We start from the raw sequence: 17,635 nt of genomic DNA, 5'->3' as shown, positions 1-17,635 counted from the left end.
GGGTCGCGGCGCGAGCGCCGCTCCTACAAGTCGTCGTCGGGGGTCGTCGCGGGCGCGGTCTTCGGGCCGCCGTCGGGCACGGTCTCCGAGGGCGACTGCGGCGGCTCCGCGGTGGGACCGGCGGCCGGCAGCGTCGCCACGGTCGGGCCGGGTTCCGGCAACCGCGGGCCGAAGCCGAAGTTCCCGTCGGCCTGGCTCGACACGATCATGCGCACCATCGAGCCGGGCACCATCAGGTCGAGCTGCACGGTGCGGCCGTCGCCGGTGACGCCCTCGAGCGACATCTCGATCAGCGCGCCGCCGGTGTCGATCTCCTTGCACATCACGTGCGGGCCCGCGGGGCTGTCCTGCAGGTAGGGCTTGATCGCCTCGCCCAGCGCTTCCAGCGCCTGGGGGAAGAAGAACACTGCGTAGCCTTTGTTTCCGTTCATTCGCGCCCGGTCCGTTGCCGAAAGGGATCAGTGTGCCGCGTTCAGGCCAGCTCGAGCGTGATCGCGGCGGCGGCCTCGCGCGCGATGGCGCGTGCCTCGTCGGTGTCGCGGCCGCGCGCGAGGGTCACCGCGACCCGGCGATGGCCGGCCACGCGCGGCTTGCCGAACAGGCGCAGCGCGGTGTCCGGCGCCGCGAGCGCGGCCGACAGGTTGCCGAACACCGGCACGCCGTGGCCCTCGGCCAGCACCGCGCACGACGCGGAGGGGCCGAGCTGGCGGATCACGGGAATCGGCAGCCCCAGGATCGCGCGCGCGTGCAGCGCGAACTCCGACAGGTCCTGCGACACCTGCGTGACCAGGCCGGTGTCGTGCGGCCGCGGCGAGACCTCGGAGAACCACACCTGGTCGCCGCGCACGAAGAACTCCATGCCGAACACGCCATGCCCGCCGAGCGCGTCGGAGACCTTGCGCGCCATCTCCTGCGCCGCGGCCAGCGCCGCCGGCGACATCGGCTGCGGCTGCCAGCTCTCGCGGTAGTCGCCGTCGCGCTGCAGGTGGCCGATCGGCTCGCAGAAGCTGGTGCCGCCGGCGTGGCGCACGGTGAGCAGGGTGATCTCGTAGTCGAAGGCGACGAAGCCCTCGACGATCACCCGCCCGGCGCCGGCGCGGCCGCCGGTCTGCGCGTAGTCCCACGCCGCCTGCACCTCGCCGGGATCGCGCACGATGCTCTGGCCGTGGCCGGACGAGGACATCACCGGCTTGACCACCACCGGCAGGCCGAGCGCGTCGATCGCGGCGCGGTAGTCTTCGACCGTATCCACGAAGCGGTACGGCGAGACCGGGATGCCGAGTTCCTCGGCGGCGAGCCGGCGGATGCCTTCGCGGTCCATGGTCAGGCGCGCGGCGCGCGCGGTCGGGATCACGCGCAGGCCTTCGGCCTCCATCGCCACCAGCGTCGGCGTGTGGATCGCCTCGATCTCCGGCACCACGATGTGCGGCCGTTCGCGCTCGATCACCGCGCGCACGGCGGCGCCGTCGAGCATGTCGATGACGTGGCTGCGATGCGCCACCTGCATCGCCGGCGCGTCGGCGTACCGGTCCACCGCGACCACCTCGACGCCGAAGCGCTGCAGCTCGATCGCCACCTCCTTGCCGAGCTCGCCGGAGCCGAGCAGCAGCACGCGTGTGGCCTGCGGGGTCAGGGGGGTTCCGATCGTGGGCATGGGCACTGCCGCGCGGTTGGGGTGCACAGTCTATGCGATGCTTCGGGCATGGCCCGGCGCCCTGCCCCGACCACCGCGCTGCTCGCCGTGTTGCTCGCCGTCGTCGCCGGCTGCAGCGCGCCGCCGCCGTTCGCGCAGCTCTCCGGGCTGATGCTGGACGCGCGCCTGGGCGAGGTCAGCGGGCTCGCGGTGTCCGCGCGCCACCCGGACACGCTGTGGGTGGTCAACGACGGCGGCAACGACGCCCACATCCACGCGGTCAGCCCGCGCGGCAGCCACCTGGCGACGCTCGAGGCGGAGGGCGTGGACAACACCGACTGGGAAGACATCGCCGCGTTCCGCCTGGACGGGCGCGACTACCTGCTGGTCGCCGACACCGGCGACAACGGCGGTTTGCGCCGGACCCTGCAGCTGCACGTGTTCGAGGAGCCGGCCACGGTCGCCGACGCGCGCCTGCGGCCGGCGTGGTCGATCGTGTTCCGCTGGCCCGACGGCGCGCGCGACTGCGAGGCGGCGGCGGTGGATCCGGCTACCGGCGAGGTGCTGCTGGTGTCGAAGAAGCGCGAGCCGCCGGAGCTGTTCTCGGTGCCGCTGCGCCCGGGCGGGGCGGAGCCCCAGGTGGCGCGCCTGCTGGGGACGCTCGCGGGGGTGCCGCGGGGCGACGCCGAGGAGATCCAGGCCAACCCGGAACTGGCCCGCATCCGCAGCCAGGTGACCGCGGCCGACGTCGCCCGCGACCGCCACGCGCTGGCGGTGCTCACCTACCGCGACGTGCTGGTGTACCGGCGCCGGGGCGGCGAAGGCTGGGCCGAGGCGGTCTCGCGTCCGCCTAGGGTCCATCCCCTGCCCCTGGTCCCGCAGGCCGAGGCGCTGGGCTGGAGCGCGGACGGCCGGGCGCTGTTCGCCACCGGGGAGTTGAGCCCGGCGCCGCTGTTCTACCTGCATCCCTAGCCGGGGGCTCTTGCGGGACTGATATCAAAGTGATATCACTATCTCACGGCCACTGGGGCCGGAGAGGAACCCGCAATGAAAGAGAATCCCGTCCGCTCGCTGCCCGGCATCCCCCTGCTCCTGGGCGTGCTCGCCACCTTCCTGCTGTCGATCTGGCTGTTCGTCCAGGGCGTCCAGGCCGAGTCGGTGGCCAGCATCGTCGCCGGCGTCGTCATCGATGTCGTCGGCCTGTTCCTGCTGATCGGCCTGTACATGGTGGAGCCCAACCAGGCCGCGGTGCTGAGCCTGTTCGGCAAGTACATCGGCACGGTCAAGCAGGACGGCCTGCGCTGGAACAACCCGTTCTTCGCCAAGCGCAAGGTCTCGCTGCGCGTGCGCAACTTCGAGAGCGGCAAGCTCAAGGTCAACGAGCTCGAGGGCAGCCCGATCGAGATCGCCGCGGTGATCGTGTGGCAGGTGATGGATTCGGCCGAGGCGGTCTACAACGTCGACGACTACGAGAGCTTCGTGCACATCCAGTCGGAGGCCGCGCTGCGCACGATGGCGACCAGCTACCCGTACGACCAGCACGAGGACGGCCAGGTGTCGCTGCGCAGCCACGCCGCCGAGATCAGCCAGCACCTGCGCGACGAGCTCGCCGAGCGCCTGGCCGACGCCGGCGTGCAGGTGCTCGAGGCACGTATCAGCCACCTCGCCTACGCCCCGGAGATCGCCCAGGCGATGCTGCAGCGGCAGCAGGCCAACGCAATCATCGCCGCGCGCACGCGCATCGTCGCCGGCGCCGTGGGCATGGTCGAGATGGCCCTGGCCGAGCTGCAGCGCAACGGCGTCGTCGACCTCGACGAGGAGCGCAAGGCGAACATGGTCAGCAACCTGCTGGTGGTGCTGTGCGGCGATCGCGCCACCCAGCCGATCGTGAACGCCGGATCGCTGTACTGAGATGGCCGCGAAGAAGGCCTATCCGCTGCGCATCAACGCCGACGTGCTGGCGGCGGCACAGCGCTGGGCCGACGACGAGCTGCGCAGCCTCAATGCACAGATCGAATACGTGCTGCGCGATGCACTACGCAAGGCCGGGCGGTTGAAGCCGCCCGGCGAGGAAGGAGACGACGATGGCAAGTAACCGTTGGGCCTACCAGGTGGTGGAGCTGAAGCCGAAGCTGTTCGGCGGTTCGCTCGCCAAGCTGGCGCAGGAAAGACTCACCCAGCTCGGCCTGCAGGGCTGGGAACTGGTGTCGGCGGTGCAGCCGCACCAGCTCGCTCCGATGTACCTGTACCTGAAGAAGGAATCGTGATGGACAAGCTCAAGAACTGGCTGGTCGCGGTTGCGCTGGCGGCGACGCTGCTGCTGCCCTTCGCGGGCCGGACGCAGGACGCCGACTCCGCGAAGGCGGCGGCGGCCGCGCTGCTGGAAGCGCTCGACGACGGCGACCACGCCGCGGTCGAGGCGATGCTCACCGCCGAGATGGCAGCGGCGGTCCCCGCGGACCGGCTGCAGGCGGTGTGGGACTCCCTGCCGGCCCAGGCCGGCGAGGCGCAGGGCCGCGGCGAGATGCGGACCACGCAGGCGAATGGCGCGATGCTCGTGGACGTCCCGCTCCATTACGCTGGCGCGGAGCTGGTGGCGAAGGTGGCGGTGGCCGCGGACGGCAAGGTCGCGGGCTTCCTGGTGCAGCCCGCGCCGCCGCCGGCCGCCGAGGCGCCGCCGGCAGACGCCGGCTTCGGCGAGCGCGAGCTTTCCGTCGGCGAGGGCGAGCGCGCCCTGCCGGCGAAGCTGGCGCTGCCCGACGGCGCGGGGCCCTTCCCCGCCGTGGTGCTCGTGCATGGCTCCGGCCCGCACGACCGCGACGAGACCATCGGACCCAACCGCCCGTTCCTGGACATCGCGCGTGGCCTCGCCGCGCAGGGCATCGCGGTGCTGCGCTACGAGAAGCGCACCCGGGCGCGACCCCAGGACTACGCAACGCCCGACAGCCTGACCATCGACAGCGAGACCACCGACGACGCCGTGCTGGCGCTGCAGGCCCTGCACGCGCTGCCGGAGGTGGACGACGCGCGCGTGTTCGTGTTCGGGCACAGCCAGGGCGGGATGCTCGCCGGGCGCATCGCCACGCGCGCCGACGACGCCGGCGCGCCGGTCGCCGGACTGGTGCTGCTGGCGGCGCCGTCGCGCAAGCTGATGGACATCGTGATCGAGCAGAACCGCCGCCTGGCGGTGCTGGACGACGCACGCACCAGCGACGACGAACGCGCCGCGATCGACGCGCTGCGCGCGCAGGTCCGCGCGATCCGCGCCGGCGGCGAAGTGGAGTCCACCCCGATGAACCTCCCGGCCGGCTACTGGCGCAGCACCGACGCGGTCGAGCCCGTCGCCGAGGCCGAAGCCGCCGGCCTGCCGATGCTGGTGCTGCAGGGCGCGCGCGACATCCAGGTCGTGGACGCCGACTGGCAGCTGTGGAAGGCCGCGTTCCACGACGACCCCAAGGTCACCTTCAAGCTGTACCCGGCGCTCAACCACCTCGGCATCGCCGGGGAAGGCGACGGCGGCCTCGAGGAGTACGCGGTGCCCGGGCACGTGGACGCCGGGCTGGTCGCCGACGCCGCGGCATGGATCGGGGCGCACTGATGGCGGCGAAGGACACGCAGGATCCGCGGCTGCAACTCGAGCCGCCGAACATGCGCGCGTACTGGCTGATGCTGGTGCTGGTGGTCGCGCTGCCATTCGGCCTGGTGCTGGTGCTGCCGGTGGCCGGCGGCGATGTCGAGACGGCAGACCCGCTGCGCGCAAAGCTCTTCGCGGCCCTGGGCGTGGGCGCGGTGCTGCTTGCGGTGTCCGCGCTGCTGGGGGCGATGATGCGCCGCCACCGGCTGTCGCACGATGCCGCCGGCATCGAACTGGCGACCACCTTCTATGGCCGCAGGCTGGCGTGGCCGGACCTGCGGCTGGACGAGGCACGGGTGCTGTCGCTCGGCGAACGCACCGAGTCCAAGCCGGTGTTCAAGTCCAACGGCATGTCCCTGCCCGGCTTCCGCAGCGGCTGGTTCCGCTCGCGCGCGCTGGAACGGATGCTGGTGGCCACCGCCGGCGGCGACCGCGTGCTGTGGATCCCCACCACCCGGGGCTACGCGCTGCTGCTGCAGCCGCGCAACCCGCGCGCGGCGCTGGAATGCCTGCGCGAACTGGCGACGATGGCGCCCGCGGTACGCGCCCGCTAACCTGCGGGCATGCGCGCCGAGACGATCCTGCTCAATACCGAACTGGTCGAGGCCTGGCCCGGCGGCCTGCTGCGCGCCCGCGGCAACCACGACGCGCGCCTGCTCGCGACCGCCGGCCACGTGCTGCGGCGCAAGCGCGACGGCGCCTACCTCGCGGTGGAGCGGGACGGGGGACTGCTTCCGCTGCGCCCGGCGTTCGCGCGCGAGCCGGGCCTGGACGCGGCCATGGACGCGATCGCCGGCGCCGGCGTGCACCGGCGCCCGGGGATCGAGGCCGTGCCGACGCTGCCGGTGGCGCGGCTGCGCGAACGCCTGGACCGGCTCGGCCTCGACGATGGCTACGCCACGCGCACCGGCCTGGCGCTGGTGCCGGAACCGGCCTGGCTGGCGCTGGCGGGGCACGACCGCTACCGGCGCCCGCTGTGGTTGCACGCGGACGCGGCCCGCGCCTGGCTGCGGATGCAGGCGGGTGCGTTGCGCGACGGGGTCGTGCTGGAGGCGATCTCCGGCTACCGCAGCCACGACTACCAGCTCGGGATCTTCGAGCGCAAGCTGGCACGCGGGCAGGCGGTGGACGAGATCCTGCAGGTCAACGCAGCGCCGGGGTACAGCGAGCACCACGGCGGCCGCGCGCTGGACATCGGCACGCCCGGCGAGCCGCCGGCCGAGGAGAGCTTCGAGGCCACGCCGGCGTTCGCCTGGCTGCGCGACAACGCCGGGGCCTACGGCTTCACGATGAGCTACCCGCGCGGCAACCCGCACGGCATCGCCTACGAGCCCTGGCACTGGGCGCACGGCGCCTGACGCGGCGCTGTCGCGGCGCTGTCGCGGCGCCAGCGCCGCTCCTACAATGGACGGATGAACGACACCGTCCGCGCCACCTTCCACGGCTTCGAACAGATCCCCCTCCGCGAGTACGCCGAGCGCGCCTACCTCGACTACTCGATGTACGTGGTGCTGGACCGTGCCCTGCCCTTCATAGGCGACGGCCTCAAGCCCGTGCAGCGGCGCATCGTCTACGCGATGAGCGAGCTCGGGCTGGCGGCCACGGCCAAGCCGAAGAAGTCCGCGCGTACCGTCGGCGACGTGATCGGCAAGTACCACCCGCACGGCGACAGCGCGTGCTACGAAGCGCTGGTGCTGATGGCGCAGCCGTTCTCGTATCGCTACCCGCTGATCGACGGCCAGGGCAACTTCGGTTCCAGCGACGACCCCAAGTCGTTCGCGGCGATGCGCTACACCGAGTCGAAGCTGACCCCGATCGCCGAGGTGCTGCTCGGCGAGCTCGGCCAGGGCACGGTGGACTGGACGCCCAACTTCGACGGCACCCTGCAGGAACCGTCGTTCCTGCCCGCGCGCCTGCCGCACCTGCTGCTCAACGGCACCACCGGCATCGCGGTCGGCATGGCCACCGACGTGCCGCCGCACAACCTCGGCGAGATCGTGAGCGCCTGCGTGCGCCTGCTCGAGGACCCGGACGCCAGCGTGCGCGACCTGTGCGAGCACGTGCGCGGCCCGGACTATCCGACCAGGGCCGAGATCATCACCGCCGCCGACGACCTGCTGGCGCTGTACGAGACCGGCAACGGCAGCATCCGCGCGCGCGCCACCTGGACGCGCGAGCACGGCAACATCGTGATCGACGCGCTGCCCTACCAGGTGTCCCCGTCCAAGGTGATCGAGCAGATCGCGGCGCAGATGCGCGCCAAGAAGCTGCCGTGGCTGGAGGACATCCGCGACGAGTCCGACCACGCCAACCCGGTGCGCGTGGTGCTGGTGCCGCGCAGCAACCGCGTGGATGCCGAACAGCTCATGGGCCACCTGTTCGCCACCACCGACCTCGAGAAGAGCTACCGCGCCAACCTCAACGTGATCGGCCTGGACGGCCGCCCGCAGGTCAAGAACCTCAAGCAGCTGCTGGCCGAGTGGCTGACCTTCCGCGGCGACACCGTCACCCGGCGCCTGCAGCACCGCCTGGACAAGGTCGAGCGCCGCCTGCACCTGCTGGAAGGCCTGCTGGTTGCCTTCCTCAACCTCGACGAGGTGATCCGCATCATCCGCAGCGAGGACGAGCCGAAGCCGGTGCTGATGCAGCGCTTCGGACTCAGCGAGGAACAGGCCGACTACATCCTCGACACCAAGCTGCGCCAGCTCGCGCGGCTGGAGGAAATGAAGATCCGCGGCGAGCAGGACGCGCTCGACAGCGAGCGCGACCGGCTGATCGCGACCCTCGGCAGCAAGGCCAAACTGCGCAAGCTGATCAAGGACGAACTGCTGGCCGACGCGAAGAAGTTCGGCGACGCGCGCATGTCGCCGCTGGTCGCACGCGAGGCGGCGCAGGCGCTGGACGAGACCGAACTGGTGCCGAGCGAGCCGGTGACCGTGGTGCTCAGCGAGAAGGGCTGGGTGCGCGCGGCCAAGGGCCACGACGTGGATGCCGCCGGACTCTCCTACCGCGAGGGCGACCGGCTGCTCGCGGCGGTGAAGGGCCGCAGCACCCAGCAGGTGGCGTTCCTCGATTCCAAGGGGCGCAGCTACTCGACGCTGGCGCACTCGCTCCCGGGCGCGCGCGGCAACGGCGAACCGCTGACCGGACGCTTCTCGCCGGCGCCGGGCGCGAGCTTCCAGGCGCTGGCCACCGGCGACGGCGACAGCCGCTTCGTGCTGGCCTCGTCGCACGGCTACGGCTTCGTGACCCGCTTCGAGAACCTGGTCGGGCGGCAGAAGGCCGGCAAGGCGATCAAGACCCTGACCCCGGGCGCGAAGCTGCTGCAACCCGCGCCCGTGACCAGCGTCGCCGACGACCGCATCGTCGCGGTCACCAGCGCCGGCCACCTGCTGGCGTTCCCGCTGTCGGAGCTGCCGGAGCTCGACAAGGGCAAGGGCAACAAGATCATCGACATCCCCAAGGCCAAGCTCGGCACCGAGCGCGTGGTCGCCATTGCCGTCGTGCCGCCGGGCGGATCGCTGGCGGTGCATTCCGGCGCGCGCACGATGACGCTGTCGTTCAAGGACCTGGAGCAGTACCTGGGCAAGCGCGCCACCCGCGGCGGCCTGTTGCCGCGCGGCTGGCAGAAGGTCGACGGCCTCGCCGTCGCGTAGGAGCGGCGCTGGCGCCGCGACCCGAGCATCCCTGGAGTATCGATGGATCCCGATTTCTGGCAGCAGCGTTGGCAACAGGGGCAGACCGGCTTCCACCAGGACCGGCCGACGCCGTTGCTGGAGCAGTACTGGTCCGAGGTGTTCGCGCCGAAGGGCTGCCGGGTGCTGGTGCCGCTGTGCGGCAAGTCGCTGGACCTGCTGTGGCTGGCCGAGCGCGGGCACCGGGTGCTCGGTGTCGAGCTGTCGCCGATCGCGGTGCAGCAGTTCTTCACCGAGCACCGGATGACGCCCGGCATCCACGTGTCGCCGAGCGGCACGCACTACAGCTGCGGCCCGATCGAAGTGGTGGTCGGCGACGCCTTCGCGCTCGAGGACGGCCTGCTGGCGAGTTGCCAGGCGGTCTTCGACCGCGCGGCGCTGATCGCGCTGCCGCCGGACATGCGCCGGCAGTACGCCTACCGCGTGTACGCGCGCATGCCGCCGGGCACGCGCGCGCTGGTGGTGGACCTGGAGTACCCGCAGGAAGAGAAGCAGGGCCCGCCCTTCAGCGTGGACGCCGCGGAGATGCGCGCGCTGTTCGGCGAGCGCTGGGCCGTGGACCTGCTGGAACGGCGCGACATCCTGGCCGAGCAGCCGGGGTTCCAGGCCGAGGGGATCAGCTCGCTGCACACCTCGGCGTGGCGGCTGTTGAAGCGGACCTGATCGCGGCTTCCGCCGCTCCCACACGTCAGGCGAGCAGGCGTTCGACCAGGGACTGGTAGAGGCCCGGCAGTGCTTCGAGGTCGGCGACCGCGACGTGCTCGTCGACCTTGTGGATGCTGGCGTTGACCGGGCCGAGCTCGATGCAGTGCGCGCCCAGCGGGGCGATGAAGCGCGCGTCGGAGGTGCCGCCGCCGGTGCTCTCTTCGGGCGCGGCGCCGGCATGCGCCGCCAGCACCTCGCGCGCGGCGGCGCGCAAAGGGCCCTCCGGGGTGAAGAACGGCGCCCCGCTGTCGTGCCAGCGGAGTTCGAAGTCGAGCTTGCCCGCGCGCAGCATCGCCTCGCATTCGGCTTTGAGCGCATCCGCGGTCCAGCGCGGGTTGTAGCGCAGGTTGAACGCGACCTGCAGTTCGCCCGGGATCACGTTGTTGGCGCCGGTGCCGGCGTGGATGTTGCTGACCTGCAGGCTGGTGGGCGGGAAGCTCTCGAAGCCGTCGTCCCACTGGCGCGCGACGAGCCCGGCGAGCGCCGGCAGGGCCTCGTGCACCGGGTTGCGCGCGAGCTGCGGATAGGCGACGTGGCCCTGCACGCCGCGCACGCTCAGCAGGGCCGAGAGGCTGCCGCGGCGGCCGACGCGCAGCAGGTCGCCGAGCCGTTGCTTCGACGAGGGTTCGCCGGTGATGCACCAGTCGATGCGCTGGCCGCGTTCGCGGAACACGTCGGCGACCTTGCGCACGCCGTCGATGGCGTCGCCCTCCTCGTCCGAGGTCAACAGCAGTGCGACCGTGCCCGGATGGCCCGGGTGCGCGGCGACGAAGCGCTCCAGCGCGACCACGAAGGCCGCGACGCTGCCCTTCATGTCGGCCGCCCCGCGCCCGTAGAGCATGCCGTCGCGGATCTCCGGCACGAACGGGTCGCTGGACCAGGCCGCGCGCGGGCCCGGCGGCACCACGTCGGTGTGGCCGAGCAGCACCAGCACCGGACCGGTGTCGTCGCGCCCGTGGGTCGCCCACAGGTTGTCGACCTCGCCGAAGCGCAGGGATTCGCAGGCGAACCCCGCGCGGCGCAGGCGTTCGGCCACGAGCGCCTGGCAACCGGCGTCGTCCGGCGTCACCGACGGCCGCAGCATCAGCTCCTTCGCCAGCGCCAGCACCTCGCTGGTCACTTGCCGAACCGCTTCTTGAAACCGTTGTCGCTGAAGCCCTGGCTGACCACGCCGTCCGCGGTCACCACCACCGGGCGCCGCACCAGCGTCGGGTACTCGCGCAGCAGCAGCTTCCACTCCGCGTCCGACTGCGGCGGCTTGCGCGCCGGCGGCAGGTTGCGCCAGGTCGGCGAGGACTTGTTGACCATCGCGTCCCAGCCGCCGAGCGCATCGCGCCAGGCAAGCAGGGTCTCGGGGGACTGGCGCTCCTCGCGGTAGTCGACGAACTCGTGGGCGATGCCGAAGCGCTTCAGCCAGTTGCGGGCTTTCCGGCAGGTATCGCAGTTCGCCAGGCCGTAGAGTGTTGTCGTCATGGTGCGTCCAGTCTACCGGGAACAGCGCGCCCCTCATCCGCCCCTGCGGGGCACCTTCTCCCCACGGGCGGGGAGAAGGGACTAGTCGGCGAGGCCCCGCAGGAGGTCGTTGATGGAGGTCTTGGCGCGGGTGCGCGCGTCGACGCGCTTGACGATCACCGCGCAGTACAGCGAGTGCGAGCCGTCGGCGGCCGGCAGCTGGCCGGAGACCACCACGCTGTACGGCGGGATGCGGCCGTAGCTGACCTCGCCGGTGGCGCGATCGTAGATGCGCGTGGACTGGCCCAGGAACACGCCCATGCCGATCACGCTGTGGTGGCCGACCACCACCCCCTCGACCACTTCCGAGCGCGCGCCGATGAAACAGTGGTCCTCGATGATCGTCGGCGAGGCCTGCAGCGGTTCGAGCACGCCGCCGATGCCGGCGCCGCCGGACAGGTGGCAGTGCTTGCCGACCTGCGCACAGGAGCCGACCGTGGCCCAGGTGTCCACCATGGTGCCGGCGCCGACGTAGGCGCCGATGTTGACGAAGCTCGGCATCAGCACCACGTCCTTGCCGATGTGCGCGCCGCGGCGGACGATCGCGCCGGGCACCACGCGCGCGCCGAGCTTGCGGAACGCGCTCTCGTCGAAGTCGCCGAAGCGCGGCGGGATCTTGTCCCAAAACGGCGCCGGGTAGGACTCGACCAGCTCCATCTCCTGGGTGCGGAAGTACAGCAGCACCGCCTTCTTCAGCCACGCGTTGACCTGCCAGCCGCCGTTGCCGTCGGGCTCGGCGACGCGGAACTCGCCCTTCTCGATGCCGTCGATCACCCGCTCCACCGTCGGCCGGGTCGAGCCTTCGACCTCGTCCACGGTGAGCATGGTGCGCCGCTCCCAGGCGCTGTCGATCTCGAAGCGCAGCTGCTCGATGATCTGGGCGCGGGTCGGCCGCGTGCGCTGCGCGGTCTTCTTCGCCGCCTTCTTCGTGGTTTTCTTCGCCGTCTTGCGGCGCGGTCCCGTGGAACTCATCGGTCGTCTTCTCCGTCGATGCAGGCGAGCAGCGCGTCGCGCAGCGCCTGCCGGGGTTCGGGGTCGAGCAGCGGGCGGTCGCGCTCGTCGGTGATCTGGAACACGTCCTCGGCGCGCTCGCCGAAGGTGGCGATGCGCGCGTCGTGCACGCGCAGGCGCTGCTGGCGCAGCACGCGGGTGACGTCGGCGAGCAGGCCGGGGCGGTCGGTGGACACCAGGCTCAGCAGCGTGCGGGTGCCGTTCTCGGCGGTGTCGAAGCCGACCTGCGGCACCAGCCGGAAGTGGCGCAGGTGGCGCGGCTGCGCACGGCGCGGCGGGCGCACCGCGTCGAGGTCGGCGCGCGACAGCGCTTCCTGCAGCGCACGCTCCACGGCGGCGGGTTCCACCGGCCGCTGCGGATCCGAGGGCAGCACCTCGAAGGTGTCGAACACCGTGCCCTCGCCGCCCAGCAGCAACCGCGCCTGCTGGATGGCCAGGCCGAGCCGGTCGAGCGAGGCCACGATCGCGGCGAACAGGCCGTCGCGGTCGGGCGCGTGCACGAACACCTCGAGCGCGCCGGCGTGCTGCATGAGGCGGCGCGCGCGCACCGCCAGCCCATGGCCGGGACGCATGCGATGCAGCACCTGCGCCTGCCAGGCGACGCTGTCGGCGCGGCCGCGCAGGAAGCTGGTCTCGGGCATGCGCGCGAACAGCGACTCGATCTCGTCCTCGTCCAGGCCGGCGTCGAGCAGGCGCGCGCGGGCGTGGTCGCGGGTCTCGCCGATCCGCTCCTCGGCGTCGAGCGGATGCTCCAGGCCGCGGCGCAGGGCCATGCGGGTGGCGGTGTAGAGATCGGCCAGCAGGCGGTCCTTCCAGGCGTTCCACAGCTTGGGCGAGGTGCCGGCGATGTCGGCGCAGGTCAGCAGGTAGAGCAGGTCCAGGCGCTCGCGGTCGGCGACCTTGCTCGCGAAGCGATGGATGACCTCGGGATCGCTGATGTCCTGCTTCTGCGCGGTCACCGACATCAGCAGGTGGTGGCGCACCAGCCAGGCGACCAGCGCAGTCTCGCCCTCGCTCAGGCCGTGCGCGGCGCAGAACTCGCGTGCGTCCACCTCGCCGAGCTCGGAGTGGTCGCCGCCGCGGCCCTTGGCGATGTCGTGGAACAGCGCGGCGAGCAGCAGCAGTTCCGGCTTGCGCAGCCGCGGCCACACGTTGTGCACGATCGAGAAGCGCGGGTCCGGGGTACGCGCGGCGAAGCCGGCGATGTTCCGCAGCACCGCCATGGTGTGCTGGTCCACGGTGTACACGTGGAACAGGTCGAACTGCATGCGCCCGGACACCTGCGCGAAGGCCGGGATCCAGCGCGCGAGCACGCCCAGCCGCGCCATGCGCGTGAGCGTGGCCACCGGCTCGGGACCGCGCAGCAAGGCCATGAAGCGCGCGCGCTGCTCCGCGGTCGCGCCGGCGTAGTCGCCCAGTGTCGAGAGCGACTCGGCCAGCGCGCGCGCGGTCTGCGAGTGCAGCCCGCGCAGCCCCGGGTGCGCCGCCCACGCCTCGAACAGGTCGAACACGTCGTCCATGCCGCGCGGCCACGCCGGGTCGGTCGCGCGCAGGTAGTCGCGCTGCGCGGCGAAGCCGTCCTGCAGCGGCACGTCCTCGGCATCGCCCTCGAGCTGTTCCTCGAAGCGTTGCAGCAGGCGCTCGTTGATCCGCAGCACCAGCGCGGCGCTGCGGTAGAAGCCCTGCATCATCTGCTCGACCGCGAGGTTGCCGGCGTCGCCGGTGTGGCCGAGGCGCGCGGCCAGCGCCTTCTGGTAGTCGAAGCGCAGGCGCTCCTCGCGCCGCCCGGCGACGAGGTGCAGGCCCCAGCGCAGGCGCGACAGCTCGCGCCGCTGGCGTTCCAGGGTCGCGTACTCGTCGGCGCCGAACTGGCCCAGCGCGACCAGCGGTTCCAGGCCGCGCGCGCCGAGCACGCGCAGCGCCATCCAGTGCAGCGTCTGCACGTCGCGCAGGCCGCCGGGGCCGTCCTTCAGGTTGGGCTCGAGGTTGTCGGCGGTGTCGTCGAAGCGCGCGTGCCGCTCGCGCTGCTCGGCGCGCTTGGCCAGGAAGTAGTCGCGCGGCGGCCACACCCGCTGCGGCGAGACCGCGTCCTGCAGGCGCGCGATCTCGGCGGCGTTGGTCTGCAGCGCGCGCGCCTCCAGCATCGCGGTCAGCACGGTGATGTCGGCGGCCGCGGCCTCGGTGCACTCGGCGGCCGAGCGCACCGCGTGCCCGACCGGCAGGCCGGCGTCCCAGAGCAGCGCGAACAGGCGCGCCAGCGCGTCGTGCTGGGCCTGCTGCGCGGCCGGCTCGGCCAGCACCAGCAGGTCGATGTCCGAATGCGGGAACAGCTCGCCGCGGCCGTAGCCGCCGATCGCGAACAGGCCCAGGTCGGTCGGCTCGGGGCCGATGCAACGCTCCCAGGCCTGGCGCACCCACTGGTCCACGGCGCGGGCGCGCGCGGCCAGCAGGCGGTCGATGTCCTCGCCGGCGTCGAAGCGCGCGGCGAAGGCGGCGTCATCCCGGGCCAGCGCCGCGCGGGCGGTGGCTGCCCAGCCCGCGTCGTCGCTCGCCGGCCGGGGCTGGGGGGTGCTCACAGGTCGTTGTCGTCGCCTGGCAGCCGGGTCAGGATCTCGACCCCGTCGGCGGTCACCGCGACCGTGTGCTCCCACTGCGCCGAGAGCTTGCGGTCCTTGGTGACCACGGTCCAGGCGTCGGGCAGCAGCCGGGTGTGGCGGCTGCCCTCGTTGATCATCGGCTCGATGGTGAAAGTCATGCCTTCCTTCAGCACCACGCCGGTGCCGGGGCGGCCGTAATGCAGCACCTGCGGCTCGTCGTGGTAGACCTTGCCGATGCCGTGGCCGCAGTACTCGCGGACCACGCTGAAGCGCTCGGACTCGGCGTACTGCTGGATGGCGTGGCCGACGTCGCCGAGGGTGGCGCCCGGCTTCACCGCGCGGATGCCGCGGAACATCGCCTCGCGGGTGGCCTCCACCAGCCGGCGCGCCATCACCGAAGGCTCGCCGACGTAGTACATGCGGCTGGTGTCGCCGTGCCAGCCGTCCTTGATCACGGTGACGTCGATGTTCAGGATGTCGCCGTCCTTCAGCACCTTGCCCTCGCTGGGGATGCCGTGGCAGATGACGTTGTTGACCGAGGTGCAGACGGTGGCCGGGAACGGGATGCGGCCGGGGCCGCCGCCGTAGCCGATGTTGGCCGGGATCGCCTTCTGCACGTTCACGATGTGGTCGTGGCAGATGCGGTCCAGCTCGGCGGTGGTCACGCCGGGCTTCACGTGCGGGGCGACGACCTGCAGGACTTCGGCGGCCAGCCGCCCGGCCACCCGCATCTTCTCCAGCTCGGCCGGGGTCTTGATGTCGATGCTCATCGGCCCATTATCCCCCAGCCGGTGGCTGCTTGCCCGGGCCCGGCACACTCCCTATAATTCGCCGGTTACACCGCCCACGGTGGGCGTCACCACCGAATACACACCCGACCGCCACCCACCATGCCGGGGTGCTTCCGCCAGGAAGTTCGGCCATGGAAGCGGACGGGGAGGCCCAACCCCGGAATCCACGGCCCGCCCACGCGGCGGCCCACCGCCCTCACCTGTCCGGGCGGCGGATTCCATATCGGAGTCGCAGCAATGCCCCAGATCACCATGCGCCAGATGCTGGAAGCCGGCGTCCATTTCGGCCACCAGACCCGCTACTGGAACCCGAAGATGGGCCCGTACATCTTCGGCGCCCGCGGCAAGATCCACATCATCAACCTCGAGAAGACGGTTCCGCTGTTCAACGACGCGATGAACTTCATCTCGGGCATCGCCCAGAAGCGCGGCCTGATCCTGTTCGTCGGCACCAAGCGCTCCGCGCGCGACGCCGTGAAGGAAGAGGCCGAGCGTTGCGGCATGCCGTACATGACCCAGCGCTGGCTGGGCGGCACCCTGACCAACTTCGCCACCGTGAAGAAGTCGGTCGGCCGGCTCAAGGAGCTCGAGGCCGCCGAGACCGACGGCACCTTCGAGAAGCTGGTCAAGCACGAGGTGCTGGGCCTGCGCCGCGAGCGCGAGAAGCTGGAAGCCTCGCTGGGCGGCATCAAGGACATGAACCGCCTGCCCGACGCGCTGTTCGTGATCGACATCGGCCACGAGGACATCGCGGTCAAGGAAGCCCGCAAGCTGGGCATCCCGGTGATCGCGGTGGTCGACACCAACTACGACCCGGCGCTGGTGGACTACGCCATCCCGGGCAACGACGACGCGATCCGCGCGGTGCAGCTGTACGCGCGCGCCGCCGCCGACGCGGTGCTCGAGGGCAAGGCCGCCGCGCCGCAGGCCGCGAGCGTGCGCGAGGACGAGTTCGCCGAGGCCGAGGGCGAGAAGCCGGCGCGCCGCAGCGCGCGCAAGGCGCCGGCGAAGAAGGCCGCCGCCAAGGCCGAAGAGGCCCCGGCTGCCGAGGCTCCGGCCGCCGAGGCCGAAGCCCCCGCGGCGACCGAAGCACCGGCCGCCGACGCCGCCGAATAACAGGAGACCTACCCCCATGGCAGAAATCACCGCATCCCTGGTCAAGGAGCTGCGCGAGCGCACCGGCGCCGGCATGATGGAGTGCAAGAAGGCGCTCACCGAGAACAACGGCGACATCCAGGCCGCCGCCGACGCGCTGCGCAAGAGCGGCCTGGCCAAGGCCGACAAGAAGGCCAGCCGCGTCGCCGCCGAGGGCCGCATCGCGATGGCCCAGGCCCCGGGCAAGGCCGTGCTGGTCGAGGTCAACTCGGAAACCGACTTCGTCGCCAAGGACAGCAACTTCCTGGCCTTCACCGAGGAAGTCGCCAAGGTCGCGCTGTCCAGCGGCGCCGACGATGCCGAGGCGCTGAAGGCGGCGAAGCTCGGTTCGGGCGAGACCGTCGAGGAGGCCCGTACCGCGCTCATCGCCAAGGTCGGCGAGAACGTGCAGGTGCGCCGCCTGGCGCGCATGGAGAGCGGCAACCTGATCGGCGCCTACGTGCATGGCGGCCGCATCGGCGTGCTGGTCGAGCTCAAGGGCGGCAGCGACGAGCTGGCGCGCGGCCTGGCGATGCACGTGGCGGCGATGAACCCGCCCTACGTCTCGCCCGCGCACGTGCCGGCCGACTTCGTCGCCCGCGAGAAGGAAATCGCGCTGGCCCAGGTCAAGGATTCCGGCAAGCCGGCCGAGATCCTGGAGAAGATGGTCGCCGGCAAGATCGCCAAGACCCTGGCCGAGATCAGCCTCACCGGGCAGCCCTACGTGCTCGACACCAACCAGACCGTCGAGGCCGCGCTCAAGGCCGCCGGCGCCGAGGTCATCGGCTTCGTGCGCCTGGCCGTCGGCGAGGGCATCGAGAAGCAGGCCGACGACTTCGCCTCGGAAGTGATGAAGCAGGCCGGCCTGGCGTAAGCCGCCACCCGCTTCGGCAACAACGAAAAGCCCGCGAGCGATCGCGGGC

Annotated in this window: 18 protein-coding genes; 11 read left to right on the top strand and 7 right to left on the bottom strand. The window is 71.9% G+C overall.

Annotated features, from left to right (window positions below; translation table 11 throughout):
- Nucleotides 1-23: 23 nt before the first annotated feature.
- Nucleotides 24-431 (bottom strand): hypothetical protein, encoded by a 408-nt coding sequence (locus E4F25_RS00725; protein WP_140908380.1) that lies wholly within the window; start codon nt 429-431, stop codon nt 24-26.
- Nucleotides 432-472: 41 nt separating this feature from the next.
- Nucleotides 473-1,654, bottom strand: coding sequence for a formate-dependent phosphoribosylglycinamide formyltransferase (gene purT, locus E4F25_RS00720; protein WP_140908379.1), 1,182 nt, complete (start codon nt 1,652-1,654; stop codon nt 473-475).
- A 48-nt stretch (nt 1,655-1,702) separates the two neighbouring features.
- Between purT and E4F25_RS00715 the strand changes: the two genes are divergently transcribed.
- From E4F25_RS00715 to E4F25_RS00675, 9 genes are all read left to right on the top strand, one after another.
- The gene (locus E4F25_RS00715; protein WP_140908378.1) at nt 1,703-2,605 is read left to right on the top strand and encodes a hypothetical protein; all 903 of its coding nucleotides are present in this window, start codon (nt 1,703-1,705) and stop codon (nt 2,603-2,605) included.
- Nucleotides 2,606-2,680: 75 nt separating this feature from the next.
- Nucleotides 2,681-3,544, top strand: coding sequence for an SPFH domain-containing protein (locus E4F25_RS00710; protein WP_140908377.1), 864 nt, complete (start codon nt 2,681-2,683; stop codon nt 3,542-3,544).
- 1 nt (nt 3,545) lies between these two features.
- Nucleotides 3,546-3,728, top strand: coding sequence for a type II toxin-antitoxin system antitoxin (locus E4F25_RS00705; RefSeq protein WP_140908376.1), 183 nt, complete (start codon nt 3,546-3,548; stop codon nt 3,726-3,728).
- Nucleotides 3,718-3,900 (top strand): DUF4177 domain-containing protein, encoded by a 183-nt coding sequence (locus tag E4F25_RS00700; protein WP_140908375.1) that lies wholly within the window; start codon nt 3,718-3,720, stop codon nt 3,898-3,900. The genes E4F25_RS00705 and E4F25_RS00700 overlap by 11 nt, the downstream gene beginning before the upstream one ends.
- Nucleotides 3,900-5,231 carry an alpha/beta hydrolase gene (locus E4F25_RS00695; protein ID WP_140908374.1) on the top strand — a complete coding sequence of 444 codons (1,332 nt, stop codon included), beginning with the start codon at nt 3,900-3,902 and terminating at the stop codon, nt 5,229-5,231. Before E4F25_RS00700 ends, E4F25_RS00695 begins: the two co-directional genes overlap by 1 nt.
- Complete coding sequence (locus E4F25_RS00690; RefSeq protein ID WP_140908373.1) at nt 5,231-5,821, top strand: hypothetical protein; 591 nt, start codon at nt 5,231-5,233, stop codon at nt 5,819-5,821. The genes E4F25_RS00695 and E4F25_RS00690 overlap by 1 nt, the downstream gene beginning before the upstream one ends.
- A 9-nt stretch (nt 5,822-5,830) precedes the next feature.
- Nucleotides 5,831-6,625 (top strand): M15 family metallopeptidase, encoded by a 795-nt coding sequence (locus E4F25_RS00685; protein ID WP_140908372.1) that lies wholly within the window; start codon nt 5,831-5,833, stop codon nt 6,623-6,625.
- A 54-nt stretch (nt 6,626-6,679) separates the two neighbouring features.
- Nucleotides 6,680-8,923 (top strand): DNA topoisomerase IV subunit A, encoded by a 2,244-nt coding sequence (parC, locus tag E4F25_RS00680; protein ID WP_140908371.1) that lies wholly within the window; start codon nt 6,680-6,682, stop codon nt 8,921-8,923.
- A gap of 42 nt (nt 8,924-8,965) precedes the next feature.
- Complete coding sequence (locus E4F25_RS00675) at nt 8,966-9,625, top strand: thiopurine S-methyltransferase (RefSeq protein WP_140908370.1); 660 nt, start codon at nt 8,966-8,968, stop codon at nt 9,623-9,625.
- A 25-nt stretch (nt 9,626-9,650) separates the two neighbouring features.
- Here E4F25_RS00675 and dapE read toward each other — a convergent pair whose 3' ends face one another.
- The 5 genes from dapE to map form a co-directional block, all read right to left on the bottom strand.
- Nucleotides 9,651-10,787, bottom strand: coding sequence for a succinyl-diaminopimelate desuccinylase (gene dapE, locus E4F25_RS00670; protein WP_281283937.1), 1,137 nt, complete (start codon nt 10,785-10,787; stop codon nt 9,651-9,653).
- Nucleotides 10,784-11,140, bottom strand: a complete 357-nt coding sequence (locus tag E4F25_RS00665) for a Spx/MgsR family RNA polymerase-binding regulatory protein (RefSeq protein WP_140908369.1) — start codon at nt 11,138-11,140, stop codon at nt 10,784-10,786. Before E4F25_RS00665 ends, dapE begins: the two co-directional genes overlap by 4 nt.
- 81 nt (nt 11,141-11,221) lie before the next feature.
- Nucleotides 11,222-12,151, bottom strand: a complete 930-nt coding sequence (gene dapD / locus E4F25_RS00660; RefSeq protein WP_140908368.1) for a 2,3,4,5-tetrahydropyridine-2,6-dicarboxylate N-succinyltransferase — start codon at nt 12,149-12,151, stop codon at nt 11,222-11,224.
- Nucleotides 12,148-14,766, bottom strand: coding sequence for a [protein-PII] uridylyltransferase (gene glnD / locus E4F25_RS00655; protein WP_140908367.1), 2,619 nt, complete (start codon nt 14,764-14,766; stop codon nt 12,148-12,150). Before glnD ends, dapD begins: the two co-directional genes overlap by 4 nt.
- Nucleotides 14,763-15,557: a type I methionyl aminopeptidase gene (map, locus tag E4F25_RS00650; RefSeq protein WP_140908366.1), complete on the bottom strand. Its 795-nt coding sequence runs from the start codon at nt 15,555-15,557 to the stop codon at nt 14,763-14,765. Before map ends, glnD begins: the two co-directional genes overlap by 4 nt.
- 258 nt (nt 15,558-15,815) lie before the next feature.
- On the opposite strand from map, the gene rpsB reads away from it, so the two are divergent.
- Complete coding sequence (rpsB, locus tag E4F25_RS00645) at nt 15,816-16,694, top strand: 30S ribosomal protein S2 (RefSeq protein ID WP_140908365.1); 879 nt, start codon at nt 15,816-15,818, stop codon at nt 16,692-16,694.
- A 16-nt stretch (nt 16,695-16,710) separates the two neighbouring features.
- A complete protein-coding gene (gene tsf / locus E4F25_RS00640) occupies nt 16,711-17,586 on the top strand; it encodes a translation elongation factor Ts (protein WP_140908364.1) in 876 nt (291 codons plus the stop codon).
- Nucleotides 17,587-17,635 lie beyond the last annotated feature (49 nt).

The organism is Cognatiluteimonas lumbrici (assembly GCF_006476065.1).
GTDB lineage: Bacteria > Pseudomonadota > Gammaproteobacteria > Xanthomonadales > Xanthomonadaceae > Cognatiluteimonas > Cognatiluteimonas lumbrici.
Note: the sequence above shows the minus strand (reverse complement) of the source record. Positions and strands in the feature narration are given on the sequence as shown.